Origin of the sequence: Variovorax sp. RCC_210, assembly GCF_041355175.1 — a bacterium.
Classification (GTDB): domain Bacteria; phylum Pseudomonadota; class Gammaproteobacteria; order Burkholderiales; family Burkholderiaceae_C; genus Variovorax.
The window spans coordinates 804,620-830,316 of the sequence record NZ_JBFUPJ010000001.1; the positions used below are offsets into that span (position 1 = coordinate 804,620).

The following is a 25,697-nucleotide window of genomic DNA, read 5'->3' on the forward strand; positions in this document are numbered from 1 at the left end:
GACACCGCATGCCGCTGTACCGTTCCCGCCCCATCACCGACCCGCGACCGATGGAGCTCGTGTGGCCGGCCAGGCCTTATCTGCCCAGCTACGTGTCGGCATTGAACCGGGGCTGGGCGCGCGACGAATCGCGGCCCGAATCGGGCCCCGAGGATCGCGCCGCCATCGAGGCCGATGCCGCGCTGTTCCTGGCGAGCCTGGTCGACCGCGAGGCCCGGGGCGCGCCCGTCACCATGCCCGACGGCACCCAGGTGCCGCGGCTGCCGGGCTACAGGTGCTGGATGTGGGACGGCGAGTTCTGCGGCAGCATCGACCTGCGCTGGCAGCCCGGCACGATCGCGCTGCCGGCGTACTGCCTGGGCCACATCGGCTACAGCGTCGTGCCCTGGAAGCAGCGCAAGGGCTACGCCACGCGCGCGCTCAATGCCATGCTGACGCTGGCGGCCGGCGAAGGCCTGAGCCGCGTCGAGGTCACGACCAGCCCCGGCAACATCGCCTCGCGCAAGGTGATCGAGGCCAACGGCGGCGTGCTGGCGGAAAGCTTTCTCACGCTGCCCAGCCAGGGCAGCCTGACCAAGTACCGCTACTTCATCTACCTTTGACACCCTTTTGACCTTCTGGCGAGGCACGCACATGGCTCACTACACCGCGGAAATCCTCTGGGAACGGGGCGACCAGGACTTTCTGGCCAACACCTACAGCCGCCGGCATTCGCTGCGCTTCGACGGCGGCGCCGAGGTGCCGGGCTCGTCGTCGCCGCACGTGGTGCCGCTGCCCATGTCCGACGCCTCGGCCGTCGACCCGGAAGAGATGTTCGTCGCCTCGCTGTCGAACTGCCACATGCTGTGGTTCCTCACGATGGCGGTGAAGCGCAAGTTCGTGGTCGACCGCTATTTCGACGCGGCCAGCGGCGTGATGGAAAAGAACGCCGAGGGAAAGATGGCGATGACGGTGGTCACGCTGCGGCCCGAGGTGAGGTTTTCGGGCGAGAACCTGCCGACGCGCGAGCAGGTAGCGCACATGCACCACCGGGCGCATGAAGAATGCTTCATCGCGAATTCGGTGAAGACCGAGGTGCGTTGCGAGCCGGTGTTCTGACCGGGCGCCGCGAGCAGCTTTCGCGGCGCGGCAGCGTGTCAATGCACGAGCGCGTCAGCGCTTCAACGCACCAGCGCGTTGCGCTTCATTTCAAGCTGCGTGATCAGCTTCTGCAGCCGACCTTCCACGCTGCCCGGCAGCGCCATGAAGCGAAAGCCGAGCTGGTAGCGCAGCTTGCCGTTCGGCAGCGTGGTGTGGCGCCGCGACACCAGTTCCAGGTCGATCGAGAGCTTGCCCATCGTGCCCAGCGACAGCTCGCAGTTGCGCAGGAAGGTGCCGATCGACAGGTGTAGCACGCGCTCGTCCATGGTGCGCATGCCGACGCCGCCCAGCGACAGGTCGTTCACTTCGAAGCGAAAGGCGTCGCCCTTGGGCCAGCGGCCGGTGCAGGTGAAGGAGTCGAGCGGCGTGTCGACGCGGAAATACTCCCGGCGCTGCAGGTAGAACAGCACCTCGGGAAAGTCGACCTCGAAGGCGGGCAGCCCTTCGAAGCGGGTCTCGCGCGGGGTGGCGGTGGCGAACTCGACGCGCACGCCCTCGGGCTGGGCGCTGAACTGGCAGCGCGTGGCCGCCAGCAGCCCCTGGTTCTGCTCGGGCGACGAACCCCAGTCGAAGGTGAAGGTGCGCGCGCGCACGTCCACGTCGAGCAGCTGCGTGACGAGCTGGCCGCCGGCGTATTGCACGGTGAGGAAGTCGCTGCCGTTGACCAGGCCGCGCAGCCGCGCGCCGATTTCCAGCGGGTTGCGGCGGCCGAATTCGTGGGCGCCTTCGTCGATGCGCTCCTTGGCGCCTTCGTTGGCGCTCTCATTGGCACTTTCGTTGGCGCTCTCTGTGACGGTCTCGTCCGGCGGGGTGTGCGTCTGGGCGGGCGCTTCGGCCTGGCCGTTCGACTGGTTTTCCATGGGTTTGCGGGAAGGTAGTTTCTTGCGTGCGCGGTCTTCAGCGAAGCCGCGGCACGCGCGTTCGTGCCGGAGATTGCGGGGCGGTGCGCTCTCGGGTCTGGCTCTCTATCAATAGCGGCACCGGCGGGCGAAAGTTTAGGGGGCGGCGATGAAATATTTGCTTCATCGCCCGCTTTCGACACCCCGGACGTCCTGAGCGCCCCGGGATACCGTGGCGCCCCGTGTTCAGCGCCGCTGCAGCCGCGGGTTCTTGGCGAACAGCTCGGCCGCCCAGTCCACGAAGGCCCGCACCTTGGCGCTCAGGTGGCGGTTGGGCGGGTACACCACGTGGATGGGCAGCGGGTCGCGCTCCCAGTCGGGCAGCACCTCGACCAGCTCGCCGCTTTCCAGCAGCGGCTCGGCCATGAAGGTGATGCACTGCGAAATGCCGAAGCCGCCCAGCACCGCCGTGATGTGCGCGTTGCTCTCGTTGACCGACACGCGGTAGTGCCCGTTCAGCTCGATGTGCTCGTCGCCCTTCTTGAACTCGTGCGGGTACACGCGCCGCGTGGTGCCCGAGAAGTAGCTCACCACCACGTGGCGCTTCTCGATGTCGTTCGGGTGCTGCGGCATGCCGTAGCGCTTGATGTACGCGGGCGAGGCCACGGTCACGAAGTGCAGGGTGCCGATGCGCCGCGCCACCAGCGACTGGTCGTTGAGCTCGCCGGCGCGGATCACGCAGTCGACGTTGTCGCTGATGAGGTCGACCGTGCGGTCGCTCACGCCCAGGTCGACCTGGATGTCGGGGTAGCGGTCGCAGAAGCTGGCCAGGTGGGGCAGGATGATGAGCCTGGCCACCGAGGTGCCGATGTCGATGCGCAGCCGCCCCGTGGGGTTGGCCTGCGCATTGGTCATGCTGGCTTCCATGTCGTCGAAGTCGTTCAGCAGGCGCGCCGCGCGCTCGTAGTAGGCCGCGCCGTCGGGCGTGACCGTGACGCGCCGCGTGGTGCGGTTGAGCAGCTTCACGCGCAGGCGCGACTCCAGCGCCTGGATCTGCTTGGTGACCGTGCCCTTCGGCAGGGCGAGAGAGTCTGCCGCCCGGGTGAAAGTGCCGGCCTCCACGACGCGGACAAAGATCCGCATGGCCTGGATTTGATCCATCGAATGCCTGTTCTGGGGTACCCGGCCCACACCGGGGGAGGCGGATTCTTACACAGCAAGGGCATTTCCCTAGTGACCATCCGATTGTTAGCGGATTGGAAACAGAGTAGGGGCATGAACCCTGTTTAACGTCACAGCCCGCGCCTTATATTTCATCCATCGCGCAATAGTCCGATCACCCTATTCCCCAGAGGTCGCCCATGTCACCCGCTCCATCGTCCCTTTCTGCCGAAGCTGCCGTCCGCGCCGCCACGCAAGGCGTGGAAGCCGATCTTTCGATCGAGCTGCCCGGCCGCGAGCCGGTCGCCGCCCGTGTGTACGGGCAGCGGGCCAAGGGCGAAGTGGTGCCGCTGGTGCTGCACTTCCACGGCGGCACCTTCACGTGCGGCGGCCTGGACAACGGGCGCAACGTGGCGCGGCTGCTCTCAGGCGCGGGCGCGGTGGTGGTTTCGCTGGCGTATCCGCTGGTGCCGTTCCCCGAACCCATCGAGGTGGGCTACGCCGCCCTCGAATGGCTCTACAAGCAACGCACCAAGCTCGGCGGCAAGGGCACCCAGGTGTACCTGGCCGGCGAGGAAGCCGGCGGCAACCTGGCCGCGGCGGTGGCGCTGATTGCGCGCGACCGGGCCCATCCGCCCATCGCCGGGCAGATCCTGCTGTCGCCCATGCTCGACCCGTGCGCCGGCACCGCCTCGCTGCGCAAGGCCACCAACGACGCGCCCGAGTGCCGCTGGGCCAGCGGCTGGGAAAAGTACCTGAGCTGCCCCTCGAACGCCACGCACCCCTACGCGGTGCCCAGCGGTTCGCTGCGGCTGGCGGCGCTGGCACCGGCCCTGGTGCTGGTGGGCGCGGACGACGCCATGCACGACGAGGCCATGGCCTTCGCCAACCGCCTGCGCGGCGCCGGCATCGACGTGACGAGCAGCGTGCTGCCCAGCGCCTCGAACTGGCCCAAGGCGCTGTACGACACCGAGAACACGGCTTGCGTGGCCTGTGAGGCCACGGTGCAGCGGCACTTCCGTGAGTTCTTCAGCGCCACCTCGCCACAGGCGGCGTCGACCACCACGGCATCGGCCGCTGCCAAGCCATCGGCCGCTGCTTCGCGCACGGCCCCCAACCACCCCAGTTAACACCCGGCCCGCCCCGGCTGCCTGATCGACACGCTGCCAGCGCGGCAGCGTGCGAGGGCCCTTTTTTTCCTGAATTTCGCCTCCTGGTGCCGAAAAGCGCCGGGCTGGCCTGTTGCATCCCAAAAGTCATCGAGAAGGACGAAACATCATGTCGAACAACGAAAAAAAGCTGTCTTCCACCGCCCCCAAGGCGCTGTGGCCCGCCGTGACCGGCCTGACCGCGGTGCTGGCCGTGGCCGCCGCCGTGCTGGGCATGCACAGTTTCAAGGCCGAAGCCACCGGCGCACCGGCGGCGCCGCAGGCCACGCCCGTGTCGGTGGCCACCGTGGCCTCGAGCGAAATCAACGCCTGGGACGAGTTCTCGGGCCGGCTCGAAGCCGTGGAGCGCGTCGATGTGCGCTCCCGCGTGGCGGGCGCCGTGCAGTCGGTGCACTTCCGTGAAGGCGCGCTGGTGAAGCAGGGCGACCTGCTGGTCACCATCGACCCCGCGCCCTACGCGGCCGAGGTCGAGCGCGCCGAAGCCCAGGTGGCCTCCGCCCAGGCCCGCCAGTCGTTCAGCCGCAGCGAGCAGGAGCGCGCCAAGCGCCTGTGGGACGACAAGGCCATTGCCCAGCGCGAGTACGACGAGCGCGTGAACGCCGGCAGCGAGGCCAACGCCAACCTGCGCGCGGCGCAGGCCCAGCTGCAAACGGCGCGCCTGAGCCTGGGCTACACCCAGGTTCGCGCCCCGGTGTCGGGCCGCATCGGCAAGATCGAGGTCACGGTGGGCAACCTGGTGGCGGCCGGTCCGGGCGCCCCGGTGCTGACCACGCTGGTGTCGGTGAGCCCGATCTACGCGAGCTTCGACGCCGACGAGCAGGTCATCACCCGTGCCCTGAAAGACCTGCCGAGCGGCTCCAGCGCCCGCGGCCTGATCGACACCATTCCCGTGCAGATGGGCACCGCCGGCCTCGAGGGCACGCCCTTCACCGGCAAGCTGCAGCTCATCGACAACCAGGTCGACGCCCGCAGCGGCACGGTGCGCGTGCGTGCCTCGTTCGACAACAAGGACGGCGCGCTCATTCCGGGCCAGTTCGCCCGCATCCGCATGGGCCAGGCGCGCAACGACACGGCGCTGCTCGTGAGCGAACGCGCCATCGGCACCGACCAGAACAAGAAATTCGTGATGGTCGTGGGTGAAGACAACAAGGCCGTCTACCGCGAAGTGGCGCTGGGCGCCTCCATCAACGGCCTGCGTGTCGTGAGCAAGGGCCTGAAGGCGGGCGACCGCGTGGTGGTCAACGGCCTGCAGCACATCCGCCCGGGTGCGCTGGTGGCGCCGCAGCAAGTGACCATGGACGCCAAGGCCGACCCCAAGCAACAACAACCGGAACGCGTGGCCGAGGCCGCGAAGTCCTGATTTCGGAGGAGGGCGCTTGCGCGCCCGCCGGAGAACCAACATGAATCTCTCAAAATTCTTCATCGACCGGCCGATCTTTGCCGGCGTGCTGTCGCTATTGATGCTGATAGCCGGCCTGATCGCGCTGCGCGGGCTGCCGATCTCGGAGTACCCCGAAGTCGCGCCGCCCTCGGTGGTGGTTCGCGCCACGTACCCCGGGGCCAACCCCAAGGTGATCGCCGAGACCGTTGCCACGCCCATCGAGGAGCAGATCAACGGCGTCGAGGGCATGCTCTACATGGGCAGCCAGGCCACCACCGACGGCGTGCTCACGCTGACCGTCACCTTCCGCCTGGGCACCGACCCCGACAAGGCGCAGCAGCTGGTGCAGAACCGCGTCTCGCAAGCCGAGCCGCGCCTGCCCGAGGAAGTGCGCCGGCTCGGCATCACGACCGTGAAGAGCGCGCCCGACCTGACGATGGTGGTCCACCTCGTCTCGCCGAACAACCGCTACGACATCAACTACCTGCGCAACTACGCGGTGCTGAACGTGAAGGACCCGCTCGCGCGCATCGAAGGCGTGGGCCAGGTGCAGATCTTCGGCGGCGGCGACTACTCGATGCGCGTGTGGCTCGACCCGCAGAAGGTCGCGCAGCGCGGCCTCTCGGCCAGCGACGTGGTGGCCGCCATCCGTGGCCAGAACGTGCAGGCCGCGGCCGGCGTGGTGGGCGCTTCTCCGGGCCTGTCGGGCGTGGACATGCAGCTCTCCATCAATGCGCAAGGGCGCCTGCAGAGCGAAGAAGAATTCGGCGACATCATCGTCAAGAGCGGCACCGACGGCGCCGTGACCCGGCTGCGCGACATCGGCCGCCTCGAAATGGGCGCCGCCGACTACTCGCTGCGTTCGCTGCTGAACAACGACCCGGCCGTGGGCATGGGCGTGTTCCAGGCACCGGGCTCGAACGCACTCGACATCTCGTCGAACGTGCGCAAGACGATGGAAGAGCTCAACAAGAACATGCCCGAGGGCCTGGAATACCGCATCGCCTACGACCCCACGCAGTTCGTGCGGGCGTCGATCGAGTCGGTGATCCACACCCTGCTCGAAGCCATCATGCTGGTGGTGCTGGTGGTGATCCTGTTCCTGCAGACGTGGCGCGCTTCCATCATTCCGCTGCTGGCCGTGCCGGTGTCGGTGATCGGTACCTTCGCGGTGCTGCATGTGCTGGGCTTCTCGATCAACGCGCTGAGCCTGTTCGGGCTGGTGCTGGCCATCGGCATCGTGGTGGACGACGCCATCGTGGTGGTGGAGAACGTGGAGCGCAACATCGAGGCGGGGCTTTCGCCGCGTGAGGCAACCTACCGCGCCATGCGCGAGGTGTCGGGCCCCATCATCGCCATTGCGCTGGTGCTGGTGGCCGTGTTCGTGCCGCTGGCCTTCATCAGCGGCCTCACGGGCCAGTTCTACCGCCAGTTCGCGGTGACCATCGCGATCTCGACGGTGATCTCCGCCATCAACTCGCTCACGCTGTCGCCCGCGCTCGCCGCCTTGCTGCTGCGCGGCCACGACCAGCCCAAGGACGCGCTGACGCGCGGCATGGACAAGGCCTTCGGCTGGCTGTTCCGCGGCTTCAACCGCATGTTCCATCGCGGTTCGGAGGCCTACAGCGGCGGCGTGAAGAGCGTCATCTCGCGCAAGTCGCTGATGCTGGTGATCTACGTGGCGCTCATCGCCGTGACCTTCGGTCTGTTCAAGGCGGTGCCCGGCGGCTTCGTGCCGGCGCAGGACAAGCAATACCTCATCGGCTTTGCGCAACTGCCCGACGGTGCCACGCTGGACCGCACCGAAGACGTGATCACCCGCATGGGCGACATCATGAAGAAGAACCCGAACATCCAGGACGCCATCGCGTTCCCGGGCCTGTCGATCAACGGCTTCACCAACAGCTCCAACTCGGGGATCGTGTTCGCCACGCTCAAGCCCTTCGACGAGCGCAAGCGCCCCGACCAGAGCGGCGGCGCGGTGGCCGGCCAGCTGAACGGTGCCTTCGCCGGCATCCAGGACGCGTTCATCGTCATGTTCCCGCCGCCGCCGGTGGCGGGCCTGGGCACCACGGGCGGCTTCAAGCTGCAACTGGAAGACCGCGCCTCGGTCGGCTACGACCAGATGGACCAGGCGGTGAAGGCCTTCATGGCCAAGGCGCAGGCCGCGCCCGAGCTGGCCGGCATGTTCACGAGCTGGCAGGTCAACGTGCCGCAGCTGTACGCAGACATCGACCGCACCAAGGCGCGACAGCTCGGAGTGCCGGTGACGGACATCTTCGACACCATGCAGATCTACCTGGGCAGCCTGTACGCGAACGACTTCAACAAGTTCGGCCGCACGTACAGCGTGCGGGTGCAGGCCGACGCGCCTTACCGCGCCCGTGCCGAAGACGTGGGCCTGCTGAAGGTGCGCTCGACCTCGGGCGAGATGGTGCCGCTGGCCGCGCTGATGAAGGTCAACTCGACCTTCGGGCCGGAACGCGCCATGCGCTACAACGGCTACCTGGCCGCCGACATCAACGGTGGCCCGGCACCGGGCTATTCGTCGGGCCAGGCGCAGGACGCGATCACCAAGATTGCCGCCGAAACGCTGCCCAAGGGTGTGAGCTTCGAGTGGACCGAGCTGACGTACCAGGAAATCCTGGCCGGCAACTCCGCCTTCCTGGTGTTCCCGCTGGCCATCCTGCTGGTGTTCCTGGTGCTGGCCGCGCAGTACGAGAGCCTGACGCTGCCGATCGCCATCATCCTGATCGTGCCGATGGGCATCATGGCCGCGATGGCGGGCGTATGGATATCGGGGGGTGACAACAACGTCTTCACGCAGATCGGGCTGATCGTGCTGGTGGGGCTGAGTGCGAAGAACGCGATTCTGATCGTGGAGTTCGCACGGGAGCTGGAGTTTGCCGGGCGAACGCCGGTGCAAGCCGCCATCGAGGCCAGCCGCCTGCGCCTGCGCCCGATCCTGATGACCTCGCTGGCCTTCGTGATGGGTGTGCTGCCCCTGGTGCTGTCGACCGGCGCCGGCTCTGAAATGCGCAAGGCCATGGGCGTGGCGGTGTTCGCCGGAATGATCGGCGTGACGGCCTTCGGCCTGTTCCTGACGCCGGTGTTCTATGTGCTGCTGCGCCGCCTGGCGGGCAACAAGCCGCTGAAGCTGCATGGCGAAGTGCCGCATGGCGACGAGTTCGTGTCGGCGGAGCATCCGGCGGCGCCTGCATCGCAAGGCCCGCAAGGACCACAGGGCCCGCATGGTGGTTCGGGTGGTGGCGGGCTGCACCCGGTGCCCGCGTCGCCGCGCCCCTCGCATGACGCCTGATCGACAAGAAAGAGAAAGCTGATCATGAAATTCTCAGTACAACCTCTGGTAAGACCGCTCCGCACGGCCTTGCTGCCGCTGATGGCCGCCCTGGTGCTGGCCGGCTGTGCCACCGTGCCTTCGGGCGTGCCCGAAATCACGACCACGGCGCAGTTCAAGGAGCAGGGCGCCACGCCGCCGGCCGGCTTCACGCGGGCCCTGCCCGCCGAGGCCAAGGCCCGCGGCGCCTGGTGGCTGGCCTTCAACGACCCGGCGCTGAATGCGCTGGTCGAGAAGGCCGACGTGAACAACAACAACATCCAGGCCGCGGCCGCGCGGCTGGCCGAGGCCCGCGCGCTGGCGCGCAGCGCCAACGCCGACCGCCTGCCGCAGATCGGCCTGGGGGCCGGCGCCAACCGCGGCGCGGGCCTGGACAAGGCCACGGCCAGCACCCGGCCGGCGACGATCACCAACATCGGCGCCACCTTCTCGTACGAGGTCGACCTGTTCGGCCGGCTGTCGGGCGCCAGCAACGCGGCCCAGCTCGACGCGGCCGGCCGCGAGGCGCTGCTGCAGAGCACGCGCCTGGCGGTGCAGGCCGAGGTGGCGCAAACCTACCTGCAGCTGCGCGCGCTGGACGCCGAGCGCGCCCTGGTGCGCGAGCAGGTCGAGGCCTACCGCGACACCCTGCGCCTGTCGCAGCGCCGCGAGCAGGCCGGCGACATCGCCGAGCTCGACGTGGCGCGCGTGCAGACCGAGGTGTCGTCGACCGAGTCGGACGCGCTGGCGCTCGATCGCCAGCGCGCCCAGGTCGAACATGCGCTCGCCGTGCTGGTGGGCGATTCGGCCTCCAGCTTCGCGCTGCGCAGCGACGAATGGTCGACGGCCCTGCCGTCGATTCCGCCCGGCGTGCCCGGCACCGTGCTCACGCGCCGGCCCGACGTGTCGGCCGCGCAGAGCGCGGTGATGGCCGCGCAGGCCCGCGTGGGCGTGGCGCAGACCGCGTGGTTTCCGGACATTTCGCTGACCGGCGCGGCCGGCTACGCCTCGCCCGAAATCGGCGACCTCTTCAAGTGGTCGGCCCGCTCGTGGGGCGTGGGCGCGCTGCTGTCGCTGCCGATCTTCGACGGCGGGCGCCGCGAGGCCGGCGTGCAGGGCGCCAATGCGCAGCTCGACGGCGCGCTGGCCAGCTACCGCACGCAGGTGCTCACCGCGTTCCAGGAGGTGGAAGACCAGCTGTCGTCCATCCGCATCCTGCAGGAGCAGTCGGTGGTGCAGGCGCAGGCGGTCACCTCGGCGCAGCGCGCCACCAGCCTGTCGGACACGCGCTACCGCAACGGCTACATCAGCCAGCTCGACCTGCTGGACGCGCGCCGCAGCGAGCTGCGCAACCGCCGCCAGGCGCTGCAGGTGAAGTCGGCGCAGTACCAGGCGGCGGTGGGGCTGATCCGCGCCATCGGCGGGGGCTGGGACGCGCCCGCGCAGACCGTGGCCGCGCGTTGAGCGGTCCGTGGTCCGTGGCCGGCTAGGGAAGAAGCGAAGGAATCAAGGAAAAGTTTGAAAGCCTGAACGCCAGAGAAGGCGGTCTTTGCGCCGCCGTGGGTTCAGCCGTGAGAGGCTGGGCCTGCGGCGGCGCTTATTTTTTGCAGTTCCGACACGCCCATGGCCAGCGCGTTCGAGTAGCTGGCCTGGGGCTTGGTGGCGGTGCGGTACACGCGGTAGTCGAGCGTTTCCGACGAGTCGCCGCCGTGGTGGGCTTCGAGCAGCGTCCAGAAAAACTGGCCGGGTTCACGTTCTTCGACGGCAAGAGCCAAATCGTTCAAAGCTGGCATGGGTCCCTGGGTGCAATGCGTTGTGTGTGATGCCCTGTCTACGCAACAACAGGTACTTTTGGATTCATCGACTGCATTTGCAATGCGTCAGGTGTGAAAAATGTCGCATTTCGTCGGTATCCATCGTCAGGAATCGGCCTCAACGACAATCCGCCGATGAGTTCAAAGGCGAAAAACGGGCCGGCGCTGTGCGTCATGGTGCTGGGCACCACCAGCGGGGCCGGCAAGAGCTGGCTGGCCACCGCGCTGTGCCGCTGGTATGCGCGGCGCGGCCTGAAAGTGGCGCCTTTCAAGGCGCAGAACATGAGCAACAACGCCCGCGTGGTGGGCGGCGGCGAAATCGGCAGCGCCCAGTACTTCCAGGCCCTGGCCGCCCACGCCGTGCCCGACGTGCGCATGAACCCGCTGCTGCTCAAGCCCGAGCGCGACACCCACAGCCAGGTGGTGCTGATGGGGCAGGTCAGCGAAGAACTCTCGGCCTTGCCCTGGCGCGGGCGCAGCGAGCGCGTGTGGCCGCAGATTGCGCAGGCGCTGGACGAGCTGCGCGCCGAGAACGACGTGGTCGTCATCGAAGGGGCCGGTTCGCCGGCCGAAATCAACCTGATGGCCAGCGACATCGTCAACATGCGCATCGCCCGGCACGCGCAGGCACGCTGCCTGCTGGCGACCGACATCGACCGCGGCGGCGCCTTCGCCCACCTGTACGGCACCTGGGCGCTGCTGCCGGAGGCCGACCGCGCGCTGCTGCGCGGCTTCGTGCTCAACAAGTTCCGCGGCGACGCCTCGCTGCTGGCCCCGGCGCCGCAGCAACTGCAGGCGCTGACCGGCGTGCCCACCGTGGCCACGCTGCCCATGTGGTGGCAGCACGGCCTGCCCGAAGAAGACGGCGTGTTCGACGACCGCAGCCGCAGCAGCGGTGCCGTGTCTTGCACCGTTGCCGTGGTGGCGTACCCGCGCATCAGCAACCTCGACGAGTTCCAGGCGCTGAAGAACGTGCCGGGCGTGCGCCTGGTCTGGGCGCGCACGCCGGCCGACGTGGCCGCGGCCGACTGGATCGTGCTGCCCGGCTCCAAGCACACCAGCGGCGACCTGGCCTGGCTGCGCGCGCAGGGGCTGGACCGCGCCGTGGCCGCGCACGCCGAACGCGGCGGCGCGGTGCTGGGCATCTGCGGCGGGCTGCAGATGCTGGGCGAGGCGCTGGTCGACCCGCACGGCATCGACGGCAACGCGCCGGGGCTCGGCCTGCTGCCGCTGGTGACGGTGTTCGCGCGCGAGAAAACGGTGCGGCACCGCACGGCGCGCTTCGACAAACTGCGCGGGGAGCTGAACGGCGAACAGAGCGGCGCCTGGGGCGCGCTCTCCGGCGTCACCGTCGCCGGCTACGAGATCCATCACGGCCAGACCGCCGAGCACCCGCAGATGGCGCGAGACGGCCAGGCCGTGATGCCCGACGGGCTGGCCTGGCAGAACGCGCGCGGCAACGTGCTGGGCATCTACCTGCACGGCCTGTTCGAAGACCCGGGCGCGCTGCACGCGCTCTTCGGCGCCGCCACGCCCACGCTGGACGCCACCTTCGACGGCCTGGCCGACTTCATCGACACCCACTTCGACGCCGGCGTGCTCGCCGGACTGATTGCATGACCGATTCCTCCTTTTCCACTCCTGCCATTCCCGCCATTCCCGCCATTCCAACTGTTTCCGACCTGTACGACGCGCCGCTCGTCGCCCGGCTCCAGCACGTGCTCGACAACAAGACCAAGCCGCTGGGCGCGCTCGGCCGGCTCGAGGCGCTGGCGCTGCGCATCGGCGCCATCCTGGGCAGCGAGCAACCGGTGCTCGAGGCGCCGCAGATGCTGGTGTGCGCGGGCGACCACGGTCTGGCGGCGCGCGGCGTGTCGGCGTATCCGAGCGACGTGACCTGGCAGATGGTGGAGAACTTCCTGGCCGGCGGTGCCGCCGTGAGCGTGCTCGCGCGCCAGCATGGCCTGGCGCTCACGGTGGTCGACTGCGGCGTGCGGCGCGACTTTCAGCCGCGCCCCGGGCTGGTGTCGCGCCGCATCGCCGCGGGCACGGCCGACGCGTCCGCCGGCCCGGCCATGACGGCGGCGCAATGCGCCCAGGCCATTGCCAACGGCCGCGAGGTGGTGCGCGCGCTGCCGGGCAACGCGCTGCTGCTGGGCGAGATGGGCATCGGCAACAGCTCGTCGGCGGCGCTGCTGCTGGCGCGTCTGGGCGCGCTGCATCTGGACGACTGCATCGGCATCGGCACCGGGCTGGACGCCGCGGGCCTGGCGCGCAAGCGCGAGGTGCTCGGCGAGGTGCTGGCGCTGCACGCGGCGGCCGCGGCGCCGCTGGAAGCGCTGGCCGCCTTCGGCGGGTTCGAGATCGCCACGCTGGTGGGCGCCGTGCTGCAGGCGGCCGAGGAGCGCCGCGTGATCGTGGTCGACGGCTTCATCGCCAGCTCGGCCGTGCTGGTGGCGCAGGCGCTGCAGCCGATGGTGGTGCAGCGCTGCGTGGCCGCGCACTGCTCGGCCGAGCCGGGGCATGTGCTGCTGCTGGCGCGCCTGGGGCTGGACCCGCTGCTGAACCTGGAGCTGCGCCTGGGCGAGGGCTCGGGCGGCGCGCTGGCGTGGCCGCTGCTGGAGTCGGCCTGCCGCATCCTGCGCGAGATGGCGAGCTTCGAGGCGGCCGGCGTGTCGCGCAAGGATGCCTGAGGCCAGGTCCCCGGAAATCCAGGGGCGCCACGAATGAACGGCGTTCGACACTTTCTCCTGGCGCTGCAGTTCTTCACGCGCGTGCCCGTCACCGGGCCGCTCGCGGCGTGGGTCGGCTTCAGCCCGCAGATGCTGCGCGCCAGCGCGGCGCACCTGCCGGGCATCGGCTGGCTGGTGGGGGCGGTGGCGGCGCTGGTGTTCACCGGCGTCGGCATGGGCCTGCCGGGCGTGGCGGGCGCGCTGGTTGCCGCGGTGCTGAGCACCATCGCCACGGTGATGCTGACCGGCGCCTTCCATGAAGACGGGCTGGCCGACGTGGCCGACGGGCTGGGCGGCTCGGCACAGCGCGAGCGGGCGCTGGAGATCATGAAGGACTCGCGCATCGGCGCCTTCGGCGCGGTGGCGCTGGTGCTGGCGCTGGGCCTGAAGTTTGCGCTGCTCGCCGCGCTGGCCGCGCGCGGGCTGCAGGCGGCGGCGCTGGCCATCGTCGGCGCGCATGTGCTGTCGCGGCTGATGCCGCTGTTCCTGATTCGCTGGCTGCCGTATGTGGGCGACAGCGGCGCCAGCAAGGCGAAGCCGCTGGCCGACGCCATCAGCCGCGGCGCCCTGGCCATCGCCTTCGTGTGGGCGGTGCCGGCCGTGGTGCTGCTGCTGCAGGCGCACGACGCGGCGCACGTGCTCGCGGCGCTGGCGGCGGCGGCGCTCGCGGCGCTGTGGATGGCGCGGCTCTTCCTGCGGCGCCTGCAGGGCTTTACCGGCGACGGGCTGGGCGCGACCCAGCAGGTGTGCGAGCTGGCGATCTACCTCGCGCTGGCCTGGCAGGCCCACGCATGACCGCGCCTGGTATGAACACCGCCCGCAGGACGCTCTGGCTCCAGCGCCACGCACCGGTGGTCGCCGAACCCGGCCTGTGCTACGGCGCCACCAACCTGCAGGCGCACGCGCAGGGCACGCGCGACGCGGCGCAGCGCATCGCGCCGCTGCTGCCGGCCGGTCTTGTCCTGCTCAGCTCGCCGCTGCGGCGGTGCGCGGAACTGGCAGACGCGATCGTCGCGCTGCGGCCCGATCTGCAGCTGCGGCACGACGCCCGCCTGGCCGAGATGGATTTCGGCGCCTGGGAAGGCCGGCCCTGGGCCGACATTCCGCGCGAGGACTTCGAGGCGTGGACGGCCGATTTCGCCGATGCGCCCGCCGGCGCGCACGGCGAGAGCGTGCGCGACTTCATGGGGCGCGTGGCCGCGGTGCACGACGAATGGCAAGCCGGCGAGGGCGATGCGCTGTGGGTCACGCATGCCGGGGTGCTGCGCGCGGTCACGCTCCTGCAGCGCGGCATGCGCTGCGTGCAGACCGCGGCCGACTGGCCCGTGGGCGAGCTGGCCTTCGGGGGCTGGCTGACTTTCGAGCGTTCGCCCGGCTGAACAAGCCTAAGCAGGGCGGGCCGCGGCGCACGGGTCGCCGGCCACCGCTCGCTACTTGCCTTCGCGCTCCATCCGCAGGCGCTTGGCCACGGCGTCGCGGCCGTGCGCGTCCAGCTTCAGGTAGATGTTCTTCAGGTGCCACTTGACCGTGTCCAGCGACAGGCCGAGCGTGAGCGCGATCTTCTTGTTGGGCATGGCCTGCACCAGCAGCTCGACCACCTCGGCCTCGCGCAGCGTGAGCAGGCGCACCAGGCCGCGGTCGTCGCGCGAAATCGTCGAGGCGCCTTGGCCGGCGTGCTCGTCGCGCGGCTGCGGTGGCTTGGCCAGCGCCTCGATGCGCTCGGCGAAGAACACCAGCACCGGGTCGAGGTTGGGCACCGCGCGCGCGGCCCGGATCAATGCCAGGGCGTTGTCGTGCGCGCCCAGCAGCGTCTGCATCAGCCCCAGCCGGTGGCCCAGGCGAAGCGCGGCGCGCACCCGCGCGCCCGAGGCCTCGGTGCGCCCGAGCCGGCGCTCGATTTCGGCCGCCTGCAACTGCAGCGCGACACCCAGCCCGACCTGCCCGCGCTGCCGGTAGCGCAGCGCCAGGGCCTCGATGTGCGACAGCAGCAGCGGTAACTGGGCGGGCTGGTTGTCGTGCATGGCCAGGCGGATGCGCGCCTGCGCCACCGAATCGGCCACCTGCCGCAGCGCGCCCGATTCCACGTCGGGGTGCAGCGCATGCAGCGCCTCCAGGTCCTGCAGGGTGGCGCGTGCGGCGTCGGAGTCGTTGCGTGTCAGCTGCACCTGCAACTGCTCCAGCAGCACGCAGGCCAGCCCCCGGTCGATGCCCTGGCGCTGCAGGAAGGCGGCCGCCTGCGCCAGGTGCTCCAGCGCCTCGCGCCACCGGCCGGCGGCCTGCAGGGCGCGGTTCGCGACCAGGATCATGCGCAGCGTGGTGTCGGGAATCAGGCCGCTCTGCGTGCCCGGCTGCTCCTCAATGGAGCGCGCGGCCACCAGCGGGCCGTGCCGTTCGTACAGCACCTCGGCCAGCAGCTGCGCCGTGAGCCGGCGCACCTCGGTGCAGCGGGTGCCGCGCTCGTGCATCTCGCGCAGCACGTTGCGGTAGATGCGCTCCGCGCCGTGCACCTGGCCCTCGGCCGCGTACGACAGCCCGACCAGGCACTGGCCCACCAGCGAGCCGAACAGGGTCTCGACCACGGGTTCGGCGCCGATCATGGCCAGCGGCTCGTCGCGCTGGATCTGGCGGGCGCGCTCGAACTCGCCGTTGCGCAGGTGCAGCCAGGTGAGCACGTTGCGCCGGCCGGCGCGCGCGAAATCGTCCGCCGCCGCCGGTGGCGCCAGAAGCTGCGATAGCAGTTGCTGCAGCGCGTCGCTGTCGTCGCGCCGAATGGCGAGCAGGCATTCCAGCAGGGTCAGCCGGTAGCGCATGGCGGGCTCGATGCCGCCCGGCTCGGCGCGCAGGGCGGCAATGCTGCGGGCGCAGTCGTCGAGCCGGTAGTCGGCCAGCTCGACCCAGGCGGCCCACAGACGCAGGTTGGGGTTGTCGCCCAGCGTGGCCGGGTCGAGCTGGCGCACCAGGGCGATGGCCTCGATGAGCTTGCCCTGCACGAACAGAGCCACCGCGCCGCGCTCGGCCAGCCGGGCGGCGGCCGCGTGGTCGTGGGCGGCGAGCGCATGGCGCACGGCCTGGTGGTGCATGCCGCGCAATGCCAGCGACGGCCAGGCCTTGGCGTGCAGCTTCTGCCGCTCGGCCTCGGGCCACGACGCCAGGCGCGCCAGCAGCACGCGGCGCAGCAGCGGGTGCAGCTGCCACCAGCGTTCGTCGGCCGGGGCCTGCGGTGCACTGACGAGGCTACCCGGTTCGGCTGGGTCGCCCGTTGCGCCCATAGCACCTGGGGCGCCCGTGGCACCTGGGGTCACACCACGCAGCAGGCCCTCGCGCGCCGCGGGCACGAGCAGCTCCGCGCACTGGGCCGCGCTGTAGCCCGTGCCGGCCAGCTCGGCGCACAGCGCGGCGCTGAAGCGGGTGGGCGCCGCGCACAGGGTGAGCAAACGCAATTGCGTGACGGAGAGCCGCGGGAACACGTGGGCGCCGAAGTACGCGGCGAAGGGCGCCAGGTCGGGCACGCCTTCGGGCGGCAACGGCCGTGCGCTGCGCCGCCGGCGCAGGTCGGCGCTGGCCAGCCGCAGCAGCGCCGGCCACCCGTCGGCCAGACGGTGCAGGGCGGCGGCGCTGCGCTCGTCCAGGTCGGGCAGGCGCATGCGCAGGTAGTCGACCGACTCCTGCAGGCTGAAGCGCAGGTCGTCGCTTTCCAGCGTCAGCACGGTGTCCGCGCCCGGGGCGGGCGCCAGCGTCATGGGCAGGCTGTTGCGGCTGGCGAACACGCACAGCAGGTTGGGCGGCGCGTACGCGACCAGCAGCTGCAGGGCGATGTGCACGTTTTCGCTTTGCGCGCTGTGCACGTCGTCCACCACCAGCACGATCTGCCGGCCATGGGCGGCAATGCCGCGCACCAGCGCGATGACCAGCCGCTCGATGGCGTCGGCGTCGGGCTGGGCGTGCGCCACGGCGTGGCGCGCGATGGCGGCGTCCACGGCGGCCAGCGCGCCCATCAGCGCGGTCATGAAGTGCAGGTCGCCTTCGCCGTTGACCGTCAGCTCGGCAAGCTCGGCCAGCCGCACCCAGGCGATGTCGATGCCCTCGGCCACCAGCTCGCGCTGCCAGGTGAGCAGCAGCGAGCTCTTGCCGAACCCGGCCGGCGCGCGCAGCACGATGCAGCGGCGCCCGGGCACCGGAGAAAGCCGCTGGAGCAGCGCCTGGCGAACCAGCAGCCGGCGGCTCCGGGTGCGCAGCGCGGGCGTGCCGGCCGAAACGGCCGGTGAGCCAGGGAGCGAGCCGGCGTGCGCACCTGTGTGTGAACTTGCGGCTGAACCTGCAAATGGGGCTGGTTGCATTTGCCGGGCATTCTCAGTCATCCAGCCGGCAAGATGTATCCCATATTTGAGGGTTTGCCCACCCCACCCTTCAAGGGCGGGGTGGTGCGCACAAAGGGCGCCGATGAGGTGATGAACCACCATGGAGCCCTGCATATGTTCGATCTCTCGAATCTCAAAATCGGTGCCCGCCTCGGACTGGGTTTTGCGCTGTTGCTGTTGTTGCAACTGGTCATCGCGGGCATCGGCCTGCACGAGATGGCCAACCTGTCGGACCGCATCGCGTTCGCGACCGAGGTCGGGGCGCGCAAGCTCGACCAGCTGAACAACGTGCAGTCCGCCATCGGCAAGCGGGCCATCGCGGCGCGCAACCTGGCGCTGGTGACGGACGCCGCGGCGCAGAAGGGCGACGTCGAGCTGGTGTCGCGCTCGCAGCGCGAGATCGACGCCGGCCTGCAGGCGCTGGGCACCGTCATGGCCGACCCGGCCTCGGCCAGCGCCGAGGAGCGCCAGATGCTGGAGAAGCTGCGCGCGCTGGAGGCGCTGTACCTGCCCATTGCCACCAAGGTGCTGACGCTGGCCACCTCCAACCAGACCGAGGCGGCGGTGAAGGTGCTCACGCAGGAATGCATGCCGCTGCTCAATCAGGTGCTGGCGCATGTGTCGGCGTTTCAGCAGGTGCTGAAGAAAAGCGCCGACGAGAGCGCGGCCTCGGCCCAGGCGGCCTACCAGCGGGCCAAGTGGATCATCCTGTCGATCAGCGGCGCGTCGCTGGTGGGCGGGCTGCTGCTGGCGTTTCGCATGACGCGCTCGATCACCCTGCCGCTGGGGCAGGCGGTGACGGTGGCGCAGCAGGTGGCCTCGGGCGACCTCACGGCGCGCATCGAGGTGGCCGACCGCTCGGAGTCGGGCATGCTGATGAACGCGCTGCGCTCCATGAACGACGAGCTGGCCAAGGTGGTGGGGCAGGTGCGCGCGGGCACCGACTCGATCGCCACCGCCTCCGGCCAGATCGCCACGGGCAACCGCGACCTGTCTTCGCGCACCGAGGAGCAGGCCAGCTCGCTGGAGCAGACGGCGGCCTCCATGCAGGAGCTGACCTCCACCGTGAAGCAGAACGCCGACAACGCCCGCCTGGCCAACCAGCTGGCCGACTCGGCCTCGCAGGTGGCCTCGCGCGGCGGCGCGGTGGTGGAGCAGGTGGTGGAGAAGATGGCGTCGATCAACGCGTCGTCGCGCAAGGTGGTGGAAATCATCGGCGTGATCGACGGCATTTCCTTCCAGACCAACATCCTCGCGCTGAATGCGGCGGTGGAAGCGGCCCGCGCCGGCGAGCAGGGGCGCGGCTTTGCCGTGGTGGCTTCGGAAGTGCGCAACCTGGCGCAGCGCTCGGCGGCGGCGGCCAAGGAAATCAAGACGCTCATCGGCGACTCGGTGAGCGAGGTGCACGCGGGCAGCGCGCTGGTCAACGAGGCCGGCAAGACCATGGAGGAAATCATGGGCAGCGTGCGGCGGGTGACGGACATCATGGCGGAGATCACCTCCGCCAGCCAGGAGCAGTCCACCGGCATCGAGCAGGTGAACGACGCCATCAAGCAGATGGACCGCACCACGCAGCAGAACGCGGCGCTGGTGGAGCAGGCCTCGGCCGCGGCGCAGTCGATGAACGATCAGGCGGCGGGGCTGGTGGATGCGGTGAGCATGTTCAAGCTGCGCTGAGCGCGCGGCCGGTCTCGCGCACGGCGGCGCTCGGCCTTTCTTTTGAGCTCTGCCTTCAGCTCTTCTTGCGCCACTGCTCGCGCCAGAGCTTGTCGAGCTGGGGCGCCAGCGCGGCCGGCGGCGCGCCGACCAGTCGGTTGCGCCCGTCGCGCTGCACCAGCCCGTAGATGCGGCCCGAGCCCTGGTCGTACAGGGCGATGGCGTTGTTGTCGTAGCAGTCGTGCGGCTTGCAGAAGGCGTGCAGCAGGTAGCGCGTGCCATCGACCGTCACCCACTGCGGCTCGGGCGCGGGACCTTCGCGGCGCACCAGCCAGCGGTCGTTCTCGCGCGGGCCCAGCGCGGTGCGCCAGGCTTTCTGCATGGCGGGGCCCTGGGCCAGCGCGGCGGGGCTGCCGGTGGGCGGTGGCGGCACCTTGGCGGCCGGTGCCTCGGCAGGTGGTGGCGCGGCGCGGGCGGCGCCGTCGCAGCGCCAGTAGCGCAGCTTCATCATCTCGGGGCCGAGCTGGCCGGCGATGGGCTTGTCGGCGTCCAGCGTGATCGACTGGCCGCGCGCGTCGCGGTAGACCAGGAAGGTCATCGCACCGGCCTTGCCGGCATCGCCTATCAGTGCCACGTCGAAGCCCGCGGGCGGCGGGCTGTTGCCGAAGAAGCTGTAGGCCGTTTGCGGCGCGCGGCCGACCACGCGGCGCTTGCCGCTTTCGGCGATCAGCATGTCCTGGCGCACCTGCAGGGTGGGCGCGCCGGCGTCCGCGCAGGCGGTGGACCAGCGCCCGCCGTAGAGGTTCATGGCGTCGGGCTTGAGGCCGTCGGGGCCGGCCGCTTGCTGCGACCAGGCCGCGGCGGGGCAGAGCAGGGCGGCGAGCAAGGGGCCGAGCACGGCGCCGGCGAGCGGGGTGGCGGTGGGCTTTGTCTGTGTCTTCATTCTGGGTTCGATGTCGTGCCGGTCAGGCTGTCTTGGGCGCCGGCGTCTTGGGCTTGTAGGCGCAGAAGGTGTGCACCGCGCATTCCCAGCAGCGCGGCTTGCGCGCCACGCACACATAGCGCCCGTGCAGGATGAGCCAGTGGTGCGCGTGCAGGCGGTACTCCAGTGGAACGCGCTTCTCCAGCTTGAGTTCCACGTCCAGCGGCGTCTTGCCCGGCGCCAGGCCGGTGCGGTTGCCCATGCGGAAGATGTGCGTGTCCACCGCGATGGTCGCCTCGCCGAAGGCCACGTTCAGCACCACGTTGGCGGTCTTGCGCCCGACGCCGGGCAGGGCTTCCAGCTCGGCGCGGGTGCGCGGCACCTCGCCGCCGTGCAGCTCCACCAGCATGCGGCAGGTCTCTATCAGGTGCTTGGCCTTGCTGCGGTACAGGCCGATGGTCTTGATGTACTCCTCCAGCCCTTCCACGCCCAGGTCGTGGATGGCCTGCGGCGTGTTCGCCACCGGAAACAGCTTGCGCGTGGCCTTGTTCACGCCCACGTCGGTGGCCTGCGCGGACAGCAGCACGGCGGCCAGCAGCTCGAAGGGGGTGGTGTATTCGAGCTCGGTGCGGGGCTCGGGGTTGGCCGCCTGCAGGGTGGCGAAGAAGAGGGGAATGTTGTCTTTTTTCATGGGGCGGGGGTCGGCTGTAGCGCAATATATCGTTGAAATCCGATAGCCCTACGCAGCTTTATTGCCAGCCGCTTTCGCGACAATGGCGCCCAGAAAGTGAGACTGACCATGCAATTCGCCTCCCGCCTCGACAACGTCGAAACCTCCGCCATCCGCGAACTCTTCAAGCTGCTGGGCACGCCCGGCATCATCAGTTTCGCGGGCGGTTTCCCGGACAGCGCCATGTTCGACGTCGAGGGCCTGAAGGAGGCGAGCCAGAAGGCACTTTCCGAGGAGCCCGGCGGCGCGCTGCAATACGGCGCCACCGAAGGCTACGAGCCGCTGCGCACGCAGCTCAGCGCCTTCATGAAGACCAAGGGCGTCGAGGTCGACCCGAGCGGCCTCATCGTCACCACCGGCAGCCAGCAGGCGCTCGACCTGCTGGGCAAGACCATGATTTCGCCCGGCGACAAGGTCATCGTCGAAGGCCCGACCTTCCTGGCCACCATCCAGTGCTTTCGCCTGTACGGCGCGCAGCTCATCAGCGCGCCCATCGACGAGAACGGCGTGAAGACCGACGAGCTCGAGAAGCTCATCGCCGAGCACAAGCCCAAGTTCGTCTACCTGATTCCCACCTTCGGCAACCCCAGCGGCGCCATGCTGAGCCTGGAGCGCCGCAAGAAGGTGCTGGAGCTGGCCGTGAAGTACCAGACGCTGGTGGTCGAGGACGACCCCTACGGCGACCTGTACTTCGGCGAGGCACCGCCGCCGTCGATCATGGCGCTCAGCAAGGACGTGCCCGGCAGCCGCGAGCTCATCGCCCATTGCGGCAGCCTGAGCAAGGTACTGAGCCCCGGCCTGCGCATCGGCTGGATGATCGCCCCGGCCGAGTTGCTGGCCAAGGCCACCATGTGCAAGCAGTTCAGCGACGCGCACACCAGCACCTTCTCGCAGGCCACGGCCGCGCAGTACCTGAAGAGCGGCCGCATGCCGGGCACGCTGGCGCATGTGCGCGAGGTGTACGGCCAGCGCGCACAGGCCATGGGCAGTGCGCTGAAGCGCGAACTGGGCGACGCGGTGAGCTTCGTGCAGCCCAACGGCGGGCTGTTCTTCTGGGCGCGCCTCACGGGCGCCAACGGCAAGCTGGCCGATGCCAACGTGCTGGCCAAGCGCGCCATCGAGAAGCTGGTGGCCTTTGTGCCCGGCGCGCCGTTCTTCGCCGAGAACCCCGATGTGGCCACCCTGCGCCTGAGCTTTGCCACGGCCGACGTGGCCAAGATCGAGGAAGGCGTGAAGCGCCTCGGCCAGGCGCTCTGAGCGCTGAAACCCCGGAGACGGGGTTTCAGCTATCAGGCATCAGATATCAAGGGGACCGGTGCAGCCTGGGCGCTGCGAGCAGGTCCAGGTTGTCCGCAATGGCCGCATCCACGTTCGGATAGCGGCCTTTCATCTTGGACAGCGTCATGATGGTCTGCAGCGCCTTCAGGTCCTTGACCGTGGGCGCCACCTTGATCTGCGCGATGGCCGCCGTGGGGTTGCCACCGTTGATCAATGCCATCACCTTGCTTGCCCAGTCGTTTGCGCGCGCCATGTCTTTCACCTGCTTTCCATAGAGCCGCCGACTGTACACAGGACGGCGGGGCGAGCTACAGAGTTACGATCACCCATGAGAAAAACCTTTCAGCTTCAAGTCGAGGGCAAGCACCCCGACCGTCACCTCGAAGCCATCAAGCACGAGATCCGCAAGTACATCAAGCGCGAACGCCGTCGCGTTCTGCCCGAAGGCTCCGACTTCTGGGACTTCGATTGCAAGTTCGGCGCGGCCGAGGAATCGGCCGAAGTCGTCCACCTGTCGGCCATCACCGGGCTGATCGACGGCGTGGTCAAGGAAGCCGGCAAGCAGTTCTACATCGAGGTGGTCGCCAGGCCGGCCAAGCGCGCGCCGCGCCCGGCAGGCGAAAAAACCGAAGCCCCGTCCGAAGAGGACTGAGCCTCCGGACCGAGCCTCCCGACTGAGCCTTCAGCTCAAGAGCGCACGGGCCAGCGCCAGCCCGTGCCGCTGCTCCGCATCCTGCAGCGAGCGCGCGATCGACGGGTGCAGCCGCACCCCGTTCGCAGATTGCGCATCCCGACGTTTCAACCCGCCTTCACCCGGCAGCCGCACCGGCCTTGCCGGGTCGATGGGCGCATTGCCGCGGCATTGCGCGGCCACGTGGTCCATCTGGCGCAGGAAGGCGGCCTTGCCGCCGAAGGCGTTCAGGTCGTGCAGCGTGATGTGCACCGTCGCGCCCCAGCCCTCGGGCGGGTCCGCGCGGCCATGGCCCGCGAGGCCGGCCGTGAGCGTTTCCACGAGCAGCGCCATGCCGTAGCCCTTGTGGCCGTGGCTCAGGCCGCCCACGGGCAGCAGCGTGCCGGGCGGCTGGTCGAACAGCACCTGCGGGTTGTTGCTGGGCTTGCCGGTGGCGTCGATAAGCCATTCTTCGGCGAAGGTTTCGCCGGCCGCGCGCTTGCGGTTGCTCATGCCGTTGGTGGTGATGGAGGCCGAGATGTCGACCATCACGCCGCCCTGCGACAGCGGGAAACCCATGGCCAGCGGGTTGGGCGTGAACACCGCCTGCGTGCCGCCGAAGGGCGCGACGCTGGCCGCGTTGGGGTCGGAGCAGGCCAGCAGCATCAGCATGTCTTCCTGCAGCGCGCGCAGCATGTAGACCGCGAGGCAGGCGATGTGGTGGCTGCGCCGGATGACCAGCGACGCCGTGCCCAGTTCGCGGGCGCGCGGCACCAGCAGGTCCATGCCCTGGTCCATGAGCCACGGGCCGGGCAGGCGCTTGCCGTCCCACAGCACGGCGGCGGGGCGGTCCGACAGCACCTCGGGCGCGCCGTCGCGCGCCATGCCGCCCGACTCGATTTCCTTCACGTAGCCCGCCAGCAGCGCGAGGCCGTGCGTGTCGTGGCCCAGCAGGTCGCCCTCGACCAGGGTGCGCGCGACGCTGTCGGCCATCGACGCGGCGAGGCCGGCCTTTTGCAGCAGGGCGCTGGCGTAGTCGCGCAGCGCGTCGGCGCGGTAGAGGGGCGTGTCTGCCGGGGTATCGGTCATTTCAAAATCTCCAGCACGCGGTCGAGCCCGCCTTCGTTGATGGCCACCATGGCCTGCTCGCGCACCTTCGGCTTGGCGTGGTACGCCACCGACAGGCCGGCCTCGCCCATCATCGGCAGGTCGTTCGCGCCGTCGCCCACGGCGATGGTTTCCTGCGCGGAGATGCCCATGAGCGAGGCCACTTCGAGCAGCGTGCGGCGCTTTTCGGCGCCGTCGCAGATGTCGCCCCAGCTCTGCGTGACGACCTGGCCGGTGAGCTTGCCGTCGGCTTCGTCCAGCAGGTTGGAGCGCGCGAAGTCGATGCCCAGGCGGTCCTTCACGCGATTCGCGAAGAAGGTGAAGCCGCCCGAGACCAGCAGCACTTTCAGCCCGGCCTTCTTGCAGGCCGCGACCAGTTCGGCCGCGCCGGGGTTGAGCTTCAGGCGCTCGTCATACACCTGCTGCAGCGCGGCCACGGGCACGCCCTGCAGCAGCGCCACGCGGCGGCGCAGGCTTTCCTTGAAGTCCTTGATCTCGCCGCGCATCGTGGCCTCGGTGATGGCGGCCACCTCGGCCTTCTTGCCGACGGCGTCGGCGATTTCGTCGATGCACTCGATGTTGATGAGCGTCGAGTCCATGTCGAACGCGATCAGCTTGAAGTCGGCGAGCTTCAGCGGCGGGGTGACGCGCTGGAGGACGAGGCCGGAGCCGAGCTCCGCGGAGGGTGAAAGAGTGGTCATCAGTCGTACCAGTTTTCGACACGCAGGCCGGGCACTCGTGTGAATTCCCGGGTGTTGCGAGTAACGACGATCAGGTTGAGGGCCAGCGCCGTGCCGGCGATCAGCAGATCGTAGGGGCCTATGGGCGTCCCGGTTTCAGAAAGTGCCTGGCCCAGTTGCCCGGCGCGAATGGCGCTCGTGGGGTCCAGCGGCAGCCAGACATGGCGCCGGCGCGCATCATCGATGAAGAGGCGCATCGGCGCAGGATTGCTGGAGCGCGCCAGGCCGAACTCGATTTCGAACAGGCTGATGTTGCTGACGTGCAGCCGTGCCGGATCGGTGGCATCGATGCGCTCCCGATAGCGTCCTTGACCCTTGAACGCGTAGATCAACGCATTGGTGTCAAGCAAGAACATCAGAGCGTTTCGCGCGGCGCGTCGACGCCCAGGTCGCTGTGGCGGTCGGGACCCAGCAAGAAGTCCAGCCCATCGTCGCCGCCCTCGGCCCGCAGCCGGTCGATTTCGGCCCAGAACGCGGAACGATCGCTGCCAAGCTGCCGTTTTTCAGCCTCGGCGAACTGCGCGAACCAGCGGCTCAGCGACAGCCCGGCGCGGGCGGCGGCGCCCTTGGCCGCGTCCAGCGTGTCGTCCTCGAGATAGATGGTGACTTGCGACATTGGGGTTCTCCTTGGCGAAAATTACACCCGAAATTATATAAGTGCCG

General features: G+C 69.5%; 24 protein-coding genes. 13 read left to right on the forward strand and 11 right to left on the reverse strand.

What is annotated here, in order from left to right:
* Nucleotides 1-8: 8 nt before the first annotated feature.
* Together AB6807_RS03965 and AB6807_RS03970 are read left to right on the forward strand one after the other, a co-directional pair.
* Nucleotides 9-602 carry a GNAT family N-acetyltransferase gene (locus tag AB6807_RS03965; RefSeq protein ID WP_371083582.1) on the forward strand — a complete coding sequence of 198 codons (594 nt, stop codon included), beginning with the start codon at nt 9-11 and terminating at the stop codon, nt 600-602.
* Between the two features lie 31 nt (nt 603-633).
* A complete protein-coding gene (locus tag AB6807_RS03970; protein WP_371083583.1) occupies nt 634-1,098 on the forward strand; it encodes an OsmC family protein in 465 nt (154 codons plus the stop codon).
* A gap of 62 nt (nt 1,099-1,160) precedes the next feature.
* On the opposite strand, the gene AB6807_RS03975 is transcribed toward AB6807_RS03970, so the two are convergent.
* On the reverse strand, nt 1,161-2,000 hold the full coding sequence (locus tag AB6807_RS03975; RefSeq protein ID WP_371083584.1) for a flagellar brake protein: 840 nt from the start codon (nt 1,998-2,000) through the stop codon (nt 1,161-1,163).
* Nucleotides 2,001-2,225: 225 nt separating this feature from the next.
* Nucleotides 2,226-3,140, reverse strand: a complete 915-nt coding sequence (locus AB6807_RS03980; RefSeq protein ID WP_116908877.1) for a LysR family transcriptional regulator — start codon at nt 3,138-3,140, stop codon at nt 2,226-2,228.
* A 200-nt stretch (nt 3,141-3,340) separates the two neighbouring features.
* Here AB6807_RS03980 and AB6807_RS03985 point away from each other — a divergent pair, with 200 nt between their 5' ends.
* From AB6807_RS03985 to AB6807_RS04000, 4 genes are all read left to right on the forward strand, one after another.
* Nucleotides 3,341-4,270: an alpha/beta hydrolase fold domain-containing protein gene (locus AB6807_RS03985; RefSeq protein WP_371083585.1), complete on the forward strand. Its 930-nt coding sequence runs from the start codon at nt 3,341-3,343 to the stop codon at nt 4,268-4,270.
* 148 nt (nt 4,271-4,418) lie between these two features.
* Nucleotides 4,419-5,669 carry an efflux RND transporter periplasmic adaptor subunit gene (locus AB6807_RS03990; RefSeq protein WP_116908878.1) on the forward strand — a complete coding sequence of 417 codons (1,251 nt, stop codon included), beginning with the start codon at nt 4,419-4,421 and terminating at the stop codon, nt 5,667-5,669.
* A gap of 40 nt (nt 5,670-5,709) precedes the next feature.
* A complete protein-coding gene (locus AB6807_RS03995; protein WP_371083586.1) occupies nt 5,710-9,009 on the forward strand; it encodes an efflux RND transporter permease subunit in 3,300 nt (1,099 codons plus the stop codon).
* A 24-nt stretch (nt 9,010-9,033) separates the two neighbouring features.
* Entirely contained in the window at nt 9,034-10,491 is a 1,458-nt protein-coding gene (locus tag AB6807_RS04000; RefSeq protein ID WP_116908880.1) for an efflux transporter outer membrane subunit, read from the forward strand.
* Nucleotides 10,492-10,592: 101 nt separating this feature from the next.
* Here the strand turns inward: AB6807_RS04000 and AB6807_RS04005 are convergent, their stop codons facing one another.
* Entirely contained in the window at nt 10,593-10,802 is a 210-nt protein-coding gene (locus AB6807_RS04005) for a hypothetical protein (protein ID WP_371083587.1), read from the reverse strand.
* A 174-nt stretch (nt 10,803-10,976) separates the two neighbouring features.
* On the opposite strand from AB6807_RS04005, the gene AB6807_RS04010 reads away from it, so the two are divergent.
* From AB6807_RS04010 to AB6807_RS04025, 4 genes are read left to right on the forward strand one after another with little or no spacing between them, the layout of a single operon-like run.
* Entirely contained in the window at nt 10,977-12,461 is a 1,485-nt protein-coding gene (locus AB6807_RS04010) for a cobyric acid synthase (RefSeq protein ID WP_371083588.1), read from the forward strand.
* Nucleotides 12,458-13,534, forward strand: coding sequence for a nicotinate-nucleotide--dimethylbenzimidazole phosphoribosyltransferase (gene cobT / locus AB6807_RS04015; protein ID WP_371083589.1), 1,077 nt, complete (start codon nt 12,458-12,460; stop codon nt 13,532-13,534). The genes AB6807_RS04010 and cobT overlap by 4 nt, the downstream gene beginning before the upstream one ends.
* A 33-nt stretch (nt 13,535-13,567) precedes the next feature.
* A complete protein-coding gene (cobS, locus tag AB6807_RS04020) occupies nt 13,568-14,368 on the forward strand; it encodes an adenosylcobinamide-GDP ribazoletransferase (RefSeq protein ID WP_116908884.1) in 801 nt (266 codons plus the stop codon).
* Nucleotides 14,365-14,952, forward strand: a complete 588-nt coding sequence (locus AB6807_RS04025; protein ID WP_371083590.1) for a histidine phosphatase family protein — start codon at nt 14,365-14,367, stop codon at nt 14,950-14,952. Before cobS ends, AB6807_RS04025 begins: the two co-directional genes overlap by 4 nt.
* A gap of 51 nt (nt 14,953-15,003) precedes the next feature.
* Here AB6807_RS04025 and AB6807_RS04030 read toward each other — a convergent pair whose 3' ends face one another.
* The gene (locus AB6807_RS04030; RefSeq protein WP_371083591.1) at nt 15,004-17,910 is read right to left on the reverse strand and encodes a LuxR C-terminal-related transcriptional regulator; all 2,907 of its coding nucleotides are present in this window, start codon (nt 17,908-17,910) and stop codon (nt 15,004-15,006) included.
* A 135-nt stretch (nt 17,911-18,045) separates the two neighbouring features.
* Here AB6807_RS04030 and AB6807_RS04035 point away from each other — a divergent pair, with 135 nt between their 5' ends.
* The gene (locus tag AB6807_RS04035; RefSeq protein ID WP_116908887.1) at nt 18,046-19,608 is read left to right on the forward strand and encodes a methyl-accepting chemotaxis protein; all 1,563 of its coding nucleotides are present in this window, start codon (nt 18,046-18,048) and stop codon (nt 19,606-19,608) included.
* Nucleotides 19,609-19,663: 55 nt separating this feature from the next.
* Here AB6807_RS04035 and AB6807_RS04040 read toward each other — a convergent pair whose 3' ends face one another.
* Both AB6807_RS04040 and nth read right to left on the reverse strand, forming a co-directional pair.
* On the reverse strand, nt 19,664-20,530 hold the full coding sequence (locus AB6807_RS04040) for an Ivy family c-type lysozyme inhibitor (RefSeq protein ID WP_371083592.1): 867 nt from the start codon (nt 20,528-20,530) through the stop codon (nt 19,664-19,666).
* 22 nt (nt 20,531-20,552) lie between these two features.
* Nucleotides 20,553-21,200 carry an endonuclease III gene (gene nth / locus AB6807_RS04045; protein WP_371083593.1) on the reverse strand — a complete coding sequence of 216 codons (648 nt, stop codon included), beginning with the start codon at nt 21,198-21,200 and terminating at the stop codon, nt 20,553-20,555.
* Between the two features lie 108 nt (nt 21,201-21,308).
* On the opposite strand from nth, the gene AB6807_RS04050 reads away from it, so the two are divergent.
* Entirely contained in the window at nt 21,309-22,496 is a 1,188-nt protein-coding gene (locus tag AB6807_RS04050; RefSeq protein ID WP_371083594.1) for a PLP-dependent aminotransferase family protein, read from the forward strand.
* Between the two features lie 46 nt (nt 22,497-22,542).
* Here AB6807_RS04050 and AB6807_RS04055 read toward each other — a convergent pair whose 3' ends face one another.
* The gene (locus AB6807_RS04055; protein ID WP_116908891.1) at nt 22,543-22,770 is read right to left on the reverse strand and encodes a hypothetical protein; all 228 of its coding nucleotides are present in this window, start codon (nt 22,768-22,770) and stop codon (nt 22,543-22,545) included.
* A gap of 75 nt (nt 22,771-22,845) precedes the next feature.
* On the opposite strand from AB6807_RS04055, the gene AB6807_RS04060 reads away from it, so the two are divergent.
* The gene (locus AB6807_RS04060) at nt 22,846-23,169 is read left to right on the forward strand and encodes a DUF6172 family protein (RefSeq protein ID WP_371083595.1); all 324 of its coding nucleotides are present in this window, start codon (nt 22,846-22,848) and stop codon (nt 23,167-23,169) included.
* 30 nt (nt 23,170-23,199) lie between these two features.
* Here the strand turns inward: AB6807_RS04060 and AB6807_RS04065 are convergent, their stop codons facing one another.
* Genes AB6807_RS04065 through AB6807_RS04080 form a run of 4 tightly spaced genes read right to left on the reverse strand, consistent with a single transcriptional unit; the run spans nt 23,200 to nt 25,650 of the window.
* Nucleotides 23,200-24,276 carry an Ldh family oxidoreductase gene (locus tag AB6807_RS04065; RefSeq protein ID WP_371083596.1) on the reverse strand — a complete coding sequence of 359 codons (1,077 nt, stop codon included), beginning with the start codon at nt 24,274-24,276 and terminating at the stop codon, nt 23,200-23,202.
* Nucleotides 24,273-24,995 (reverse strand): phosphoserine phosphatase SerB, encoded by a 723-nt coding sequence (gene serB / locus AB6807_RS04070; RefSeq protein ID WP_371083597.1) that lies wholly within the window; start codon nt 24,993-24,995, stop codon nt 24,273-24,275. Before serB ends, AB6807_RS04065 begins: the two co-directional genes overlap by 4 nt.
* Nucleotides 24,995-25,390, reverse strand: a complete 396-nt coding sequence (locus AB6807_RS04075) for a type II toxin-antitoxin system VapC family toxin (protein ID WP_371083598.1) — start codon at nt 25,388-25,390, stop codon at nt 24,995-24,997. The genes serB and AB6807_RS04075 overlap by 1 nt, the downstream gene beginning before the upstream one ends.
* Nucleotides 25,390-25,650, reverse strand: coding sequence for a hypothetical protein (locus tag AB6807_RS04080; protein ID WP_116908896.1), 261 nt, complete (start codon nt 25,648-25,650; stop codon nt 25,390-25,392). Before AB6807_RS04080 ends, AB6807_RS04075 begins: the two co-directional genes overlap by 1 nt.
* Nucleotides 25,651-25,697 lie beyond the last annotated feature (47 nt).